Annotated in this window: 9 protein-coding genes and 1 other RNA gene; 1 reads left to right on the top strand and 9 read right to left on the bottom strand. The window is 55.0% G+C overall.

Translation table 11 applies throughout. The annotated features are described in order from the left end of the window. Window positions 1-61 precede the first annotated feature (61 nt). Window positions 62-1,627: an AMP-binding protein gene (locus Q1K23_RS06275; RefSeq protein WP_300363290.1), complete on the top strand. Its 1,566-nt coding sequence runs from the start codon at window positions 62-64 to the stop codon at window positions 1,625-1,627. Window positions 1,628-1,742: 115 nt separating this feature from the next. On the opposite strand, the gene Q1K23_RS06270 is transcribed toward Q1K23_RS06275, so the two are convergent. The 9 genes from Q1K23_RS06270 to sucD form a co-directional block, all read right to left on the bottom strand. After that, entirely contained in the window at window positions 1,743-1,982 is a 240-nt protein-coding gene (locus Q1K23_RS06270) for a hypothetical protein (protein ID WP_300363289.1), read from the bottom strand. A gap of 3 nt (window positions 1,983-1,985) precedes the next feature. After that, complete coding sequence (locus Q1K23_RS06265; protein WP_300363288.1) at window positions 1,986-2,735, bottom strand: carbonic anhydrase family protein; 750 nt, start codon at window positions 2,733-2,735, stop codon at window positions 1,986-1,988. Window positions 2,736-2,880: 145 nt separating this feature from the next. Further along, an RNA gene (gene rnpB / locus Q1K23_RS06260) (RNase P RNA component class A) lies at window positions 2,881-3,345 on the bottom strand. Between the two features lie 91 nt (window positions 3,346-3,436). Then, complete coding sequence (locus Q1K23_RS06255) at window positions 3,437-4,021, bottom strand: 2-oxoacid:acceptor oxidoreductase family protein (protein WP_300363287.1); 585 nt, start codon at window positions 4,019-4,021, stop codon at window positions 3,437-3,439. Window positions 4,022-4,030: 9 nt separating this feature from the next. Continuing rightward, on the bottom strand, window positions 4,031-4,888 hold the full coding sequence (locus Q1K23_RS06250; protein ID WP_300363286.1) for a 2-oxoglutarate ferredoxin oxidoreductase subunit beta: 858 nt from the start codon (window positions 4,886-4,888) through the stop codon (window positions 4,031-4,033). A gap of 1 nt (window position 4,889) precedes the next feature. Further along, window positions 4,890-6,023 carry a 2-oxoglutarate synthase subunit alpha gene (locus tag Q1K23_RS06245; RefSeq protein WP_300363285.1) on the bottom strand — a complete coding sequence of 378 codons (1,134 nt, stop codon included), beginning with the start codon at window positions 6,021-6,023 and terminating at the stop codon, window positions 4,890-4,892. A gap of 9 nt (window positions 6,024-6,032) precedes the next feature. Further along, window positions 6,033-6,350, bottom strand: a complete 318-nt coding sequence (locus Q1K23_RS06240; RefSeq protein WP_300363284.1) for a 4Fe-4S dicluster domain-containing protein — start codon at window positions 6,348-6,350, stop codon at window positions 6,033-6,035. Beyond that, window positions 6,347-6,646, bottom strand: coding sequence for a heavy metal-associated domain-containing protein (locus Q1K23_RS06235; protein ID WP_300363283.1), 300 nt, complete (start codon window positions 6,644-6,646; stop codon window positions 6,347-6,349). Before Q1K23_RS06235 ends, Q1K23_RS06240 begins: the two co-directional genes overlap by 4 nt. A 3-nt stretch (window positions 6,647-6,649) precedes the next feature. Beyond that, the coding region (gene sucD / locus Q1K23_RS06230; RefSeq protein WP_300363282.1) for a succinate--CoA ligase subunit alpha at window positions 6,650-7,488 on the bottom strand (839 nt) is incomplete at its 5' end.

Below are 7,488 nucleotides of genomic sequence, written 5' to 3'. Positions count from 1 at the left end.
CGGAAGTCGGCTCCCTCGATACTCAGCACTCAACACTCAGCACTCGAAAAAAGGATCGACCATGACCGTCAATACCGTACGGGATCTTCTGGAAAACGCCGTCAGGGAGGTCCCCGAGAAGATCGCCATCAAACTTGGAAACGAAAGCTACACCTACCGGGAGCTCTTCATGCGGGTCAACCAGGTGGCCCACTACCTGACGAGTCTCAAGCTCCCCTACGGCAGCCGTATCGGCATCTACTCCGACAAGAGCTGCGATTCGGTCATCGCCATTTTGGCGATCATGTCCACACCCTACACTTTCGTGCCGATCACGAGGCTGCTGAAAAAGGAGCAGGTCAAATATATCGTCGAAGACTGCGGCATCGTCTGCCTCGTCACCGACAGCAAAAAGATCGAGACGATCGAAGCGATCGACTTCGATGGCAAGATCATCTCCTACACGCCGACACAGGAGAGCGACGTCTCTTTCGAAGAGATCTACAAGTGCTACACCGACGAACACACCTGCCGCGTCAAGGGGCACGACAACGCCGCCATCACCTACACCTTCAGCTCCACCGGCAACCCCAAGGGCATCGTCATCAACCAGCGTGCCCTCTTCGACGGTGCGGCGATCGTATCGAAATATCTGGGCATCCGACACGACGACGTCATCAGCGGAATCCTCTCCTTCAACCTCGACTACGGCCTGAACCAGATCTATACCGCCCTCTACAACAAGGCGACCCTGGCGATCCACAAATTCGTCCTGCCGGCCGACTTCTTCACCCATCTCATCGACGATGGAGTGACGGTGCTGCCCCTGATGCCGATCCACATCACCCAGATGTTCGACGAAGATCCCCACAGGATTCCGGCCCCGGAACATTTCGAAAAGCTGCGCATCATTACCTCCTCCGGCGGCAACATCACACCCCTGATGATCCGAAACGTCACGAACCATTTCCCCGACGCGAAGTTCTACAGTATGCACGGCCTCTCCGAAGCGTTCCGCTCCGCCTACCTGGAGCCCGAACAGATCCATATCCGTCCCGGTTCCATCGGAAAGGCGGTCCCCGACGTGGAGCTCTATATCATCAACGAAGAGGGGGAAGCGTGCAAACCCCGTGAAGTGGGCGAACTGATCCATCGGGGCGCATGCATCTACAAAGGGTACTGGAACGCGCCCGAAGAGACTGCCAGACGCTTCAAGAGCATCCACATCCTCGACAAGGTGCTCAAACCCGAAGGGCAGCTCACCGACGAGATCGTCGTGGCCAGCGGCGACTACGTCTATGCCGACGAAGAGGGATACATCTACTTCGTCTGCCGCAAGGACGACATGATCAAGACCCAGGGATACCGCGTCAGCCCCTACGAGATCGAGAGCGTCGTCTACGAAAACATTCCGGAGATCACCGAATGCATCGTCTTCTCGATCCCCAACGAAGAGATCGAGGAGGAGATCGTCATGGTCTACGGCGGCAAACGGGAGATTCCCAAAAACGAGATCCTCTTCGAGCTCAAAAAACACCTGCCCAACTACATGCTCCCCGCCCAGATCGTCTACAACCCCAACATGCCCAGAAAGTCGCTGCACAGCAAACAGATCGACAAAGAGGCGTTACGGAAAGAGTTTCTCTGAAAGTCATTTGGCTGCCGAAGGGCAGCCGGTCATTCGCTTCGCGTCATTATAGGTCATTTGTTCGCTACGCGAACGGAGATTGAATAACTTCAAATGACGTAAAGCGAATGACCTTCTATCTCTGAAACTCTTCCCCGCACCTCCTGCAGTACCAGTTGGGTGCATCGACACTGCGGGCGTTGCCGCCGATTCTGATCTCTTTGGCACGCTCCTTTTCCAGAATCTCCTCGGTGATCTCGATACTGTAGACGATGGGAACGACGTATTTGTTGGTGCGGCAGATTTTGCAGCGCGGGCGGAAGGGTTTCCGCCGTGTCTCTTTTCGGGAGGGGATGTCGAAAGGATCGACGTCCATGGATTATTTCAACAATACCCGGGCGTTGATGGGCTGGACCGGCCGGTTGTTGGGCTCACCCATGATCCGGGCGAACTGCTCCACCTGTTTTTTGGAGACTGTCACCGGCTCTTTGAGGACGAACCATCGCACACCTTCCGAACAGGGAGGTGTCGTCAGCGATCCGTTGAAGCGGTAGTACGCCCTGTTCTTCGGAAAGAGTTTTCTGATCTCTTCGGCAGGGATGGAGATATCCCGATGGTCTCCCGCCCGTTCGGGCATCCCGTTCCAGAAACGCGCCAGTACACCGTTCTCCTGTCCATATTCGAACATCAGCGCGACGACGGCGATGTTGCCCTTTTCATCCACATGGACGAAGTGCGCTTCCATCGGAAAGAACTTGCCGTCGATCGTGTTTTCGCTGGGAGTATGGAAATGAAACTGCTTCAGTTCGAACTTGATCCCGTCGATCATGATATAGCTTCCCGGTTCGATGTTTACCTGAACCGAGTGGCCGTTGTTGACTTCATCCCGTGACGAGGCATGATAACTGAAGACGATCGCAGGCAGATCGGTTTCGAAGGCTTTGTCGGTACGCAGATCGATCGGAGACTGGTTCTTTCCCATTTTGCACATGACGAAATCTTCCGACAGATCACCCCAATGTGCGGGAGCGCCCTCTCCGCTGTATCCCCAATGGATACTGTGACCTCCAGCCAGAGCGATCGATACGGCCATGCCGGCACCCAACATAAGCGACATTACTTTTTTCATGAGAACTACCCTTGACGATGAAATATGATATTTTATTCTACACTATATCGAAATATTAACAATGGGGTTAGGATGCATGAAGAGCAATTTCAGAGAGAAAACGGGAAAGTGTTTCCAAAAAACACATTTGTGTTGCAGTCGTTGTAAAAAAGGCACGGCTGTAAGCCGGGTTATGTCGAGGATGCTTATTTATCTACGCGCCATGTCGCCATGGCACTCGAGCGAAGGGCAAAAGTGTGAAGCTTTTACCATCCCTTCTTGCTGCGGGTTGGGTTTACATAGCCGCCAAGGTTGCCCAAGGCGCTGGTGGGCTCTTACCCCACCGTTTCACCCTTACCATCCGAAACAATACGCCAAAGGAGCGAAGCCCCTTTGGCTACGTTGACACTGGGTCCGCTTCGGCAGCGGGCCCGCGGCACTGGTGCCGCTTCGGCGGATAAATCCGCCGGTTATGGCACCCTTCGCCTCTATCAACACAGTTTCGAATGGCGGTTTGCTTTCTGTTGCACTGTCCCTCACCTTGCGGTGGCCGTCGGTTAGACGGAACCCTGCTTCACTGCAGCCCGGACTTTCCTCATGACATGCGTCATGCAAGCATCCGCCGTGCCTCGTGAACGTATTTTAGCAAATTTTAAGGAAAAAGGGAAGTGTTTGGAAAGAGTGCCGGGGCGGAAAGCCCCGAACACGGTTGAGAAGGTCGATCAGTCGTTTTTGCGGGGTTCGATACCCATTTTCTCCATCGCTTCGAGGGCATACTTTTTGCCGAGCTCGTAAGCTTTGAGGTTCGCTTCGTGGACTTTTTTCGGAACTTTGCTGAGCATCGTTTCGATCAGTACGTCTTCGGGAATCGCGTTCATGAAAGTGTTGGCGATGGCCAGAGCCACGACGCTCTGGGTAATGACGTTTCCGACCTCCTCTTTGGCGATCGTGATGATGGGGATCTCGACGATTTTCCACTTTTTACGGTCTTCCTCGGTCGGATAGACCAGGTTCGGGTCGATGACGATGATGCCGCCTTCGGCGACACCGTTTTTGAAGAGCTGGTAACTCTTGTCGGCGACGGAGAGCATGAAGTCGATCTGCCCGTCGATCGCGTAGGGATACCAGATCTCCTTGTCGTCGAGCTGGATGTCGACGACGGTCGGTCCGCCGCGGACCTGAGAGGTATAGGTCGCGGTTTTGACACCGTAACCGCCCATTTTGATTTTGGCCGCTGCAAAAATCTCTCCGGCGAGGAGGACACCCTGTCCACCCACACCGGTAAAGCGCATGACTATTCTGCTCATAACAACCCCTTATATGACTTTTTTGAAATCGGCCGGCGTGAATTTTTCGCGCTTACCCTGATAAACCTCTTTGAGCTTACCGTACATGTCGCAGTACTCTTCCGCTTCCGTATCCTGTTTGAGGATGCCTGTCGGGAGAAGGTTGACACGCTCTTCTTCGCTCATGGCATCGTATTTCTTCTTGGAGACGGTGATACTGTCGATCCATGCGAGGTTTTCCATAGCATCGGCCATTTTGTTTTTTCGCCCCAGGTTGATATGGCAGTTGGAGAGAATCTCGACGAAAGAGAATCCTTTGTGCTGGAGAGCGGCCGCGATCACTTTTTCCATCTTTTTCGGTTCGGAAACCTTCTCACGGGCGACGAAGGAGGCTCCCGCCGCTTCGGCCAGTTTACAGCCGTTGAAAGTCGGGTCGATGTTACCCTGTTTCATCGTGACCGACCAGAATCCGCGAGGCGTGGTCGGAGAGGTCTGTGAGTTGGTCAGACCGTAGATGAAGTTGTTGATCAGAATCAAGGTGATGTCGATATTACGGCGGCAGCCGTGAATCGTGTGGTTACCACCGATCGCCAGGGCGTCGCCGTCACCCGCGACACAGACGACATGCTTGTCGGGATTGGCCAGTTTGATACCCGTCGCGTAGGCGATGGTCCGGCCGTGGGTCGTGTGAACCGTGTTGGTATCGAGATAGGAGCTGAATCGTCCGGAACAGCCGATACCGGAGACGACACAAAGGTCGTCCTTGTTGATACCGAGTTTGTCCACGGCACGAATGAAGGCTTTGAGAATGACCCCATCGCCACAACCCCAACACCAGAGTGTGGGCATCTTGTTTATACGTAGATATTCGTCATAATTGAAAGCCATATCAGAAAACCTCCTTCACTTTGTCAATGATATCCTGGGGCGAGAACGGCCGTCCGTTGGTTTTGGTCAGTTTCTGGATATCCTTGCGGCCCATGGCGCGCTGAATCTCTTCGAGATACTGTCCCTGGTTCAGTTCGACCGAGAGGACTTTGTCGAATTTCTGTCCCAGTTCGTACATCCGCTCTTCCGGACTCGGCCAGAGGGTGATGGGGCGGAAAAGACCCGCTTTGATTCCTTCGTCTCGCAAACGGACGATCGCCTCTTTGATCGCCAGCGATGCCGAACCGTAACCGATCAGCAGAATGTCGGCATCGTCGAGCATGAACTCTTCGTTGGATTCCAGTTCGTCGCGATGTGCGTCGACTTTCTGGAAAAGGCGGTCGATCAGCTTGCGGCAGGTCTCGATCTCTTCGGTCGGGAAGCCCATCGCGTCGTGGTGCAGGCCGGTGAAGTGGTAGCGGTACCCTTTGAACATCGGGTTGAGAACAGCCGGCTCGTCCTGGGCGACGCCGTAAGGTTTGTACTCTTCCGGCGGACCGTCGAAAGTTTTGCGGAGCTTGATACCGGCTTTGACCTCTTCGACATCCGGAAGGACCGCCTTGCCGTGCATATGGCCGATCGTTTCGTCCAGCAGAACGATGACAGGCTGCATGAAGCGGTCGGCCAGATTGAAGGCGCGAACCGTTTCGGTGTAGCACTCTTCCAGATTGCCCGCACAGACCGTGATCGACTTGTAGTCACCGTGGCTCGGGTTTTTCGCCTGCGCTACGTCACCCTGCGAAACACGGGTCGGCAGACCGGTGGAAGGACCGCCGCGCATGACGTTGACGACGACCAGGGGAACTTCCGCCATCTGTGCCAGGCCGAGGTTTTCGGCCTTCAGCGAGATTCCCGGACCGGAAGTTGCCGTCATGGAACGCACGCCGCTCATGGAAGCACCGATCGCGGCACAGACACCGGCGATTTCGTCTTCCATCTGGATCGAAGCGCCACCCACTTTCGGAAGGAGGTCGGAGATGGTATGCATGACCTCGCTCGACGGTGTAATCGGGTAACCCCCGAAAAACATACATCCCGCATCGACCGCGGCTTTTGCCGCCAGGTCGTTACCGCTTGAAATTACTTCTCTTGCCATTCTAACTCCTTATGCGCTCAGCGTCATATATTTGTTGTTCTTGATCGCCTCGGCCCGCTGTTTCGCCGCATCGGTCAATTTGGCGAATTTGTACTCTTTTCTGTCCGCGACGAAAATCGCGAAATCGGGACAGCTCAGTTCGCATTCGTTGCATCCGATACAGAGTTCGGGTGCCTCGACGGTAATCATTTCGCCCAGTACCGAATGGGGCTCGTAGCGCATTGCCAGAACGCCCGCAGGGCAGACAGCTACACAGATATCGCACGCTTTGCAGCGGCTCTCGTCGGTCCAGACCGGTGTATTTTCCGGTGCTTTCATCAGACTCATTGCTTCTCCTTCGTTGGATTGAATTTTCCTACGGCGCAGGAGACGAAGCTTTTACCCTTCATCACCGCTCCTTCGATGCCCGACAGTTCGTCGTTGATTAGAGGATAACCCAGCTTCCTTAAGGTCGCTATAAAAAGCTCCTCCTGGGATGCATCCGCCAAATCCACTGTTACCTTTCGTGGCATGACGCTCAGATCGACTTCTACGCTGTTACCAAAGTGCTCAGAGAGCGCCTTTTCGATCGTGGCGACACACCCTTCGCACCGGATATTGGCAACATCGTAGCTCTTTCGCATCCTCTATTTGCCCATGACCTCTTTGACGGCTTTGCCGATATCCGCCGGGGATACGACGACTTTGACGCCCGCCGCTTCCAGAGCCGCCATCTTTTCGGCAGCGGTACCGCTGCCGCCGGAGATGATCGCACCGGCATGGCCCATACGCTTGCCCTTGGGAGCCGTCTGGCCGGCGATGAATGCGACGACGGGTTTGGTGATGTTCTCTTTGATGAATTCGGCCGCCTGGATCTCCAGGTCGCCGCCGATCTCACCGATCATGACGATCGCTTCGGTTTCCGGATCGGCCTCGAACATCGGCAGAAGCTGCTTGTAGCTCAGACCGATGATCGGGTCGCCGCCGATACCGACAGCCGTAGTGATGCCCAGACCCTCTTTGACGACCTGGTTGGAGGCTTCGTAGGTGAGCGTACCGGACTTGGAGATGAGTCCTACGGGACCTTTTTGGAAGATGAATCCCGGCATGATCCCGATCTTGCACTCTTCGGCCGTGATGATGCCCGGACAGTTGGGTCCGATCGTGTTCATACCTTTTTTTGTCGCGTAGGCTTTGGCGTACATCATATCCTTGACCGGTGCACCTTCGGTGATGATGACGGCCAGTTCGATCCCCGCATCGGCCGCTTCCATGACGGCGTCGGAGACGAAAGCCGGCGGAACGAAAATCATGGAGACCGTCGCGCCCGTCGCGTCGACCGCCTCTTTGACCGTATTGAAGACGGGCTGTCCGAGGTGTTCCTGACCGCCTTTGCCCGGTGTCACGCCACCGACGATCTTGGTGCCGTAATCGATACACTGGGAGGCGTGGAACGTTCCCTCTTTACCGGTAAATCCCTGGACGA

The sequence above is a fragment of the Hydrogenimonas sp. genome (assembly GCF_029933015.1).
Classification (GTDB): domain Bacteria; phylum Campylobacterota; class Campylobacteria; order Campylobacterales; family Hydrogenimonadaceae; genus Hydrogenimonas.
This window is presented reverse-complemented; position numbering and strand designations above follow the sequence as displayed.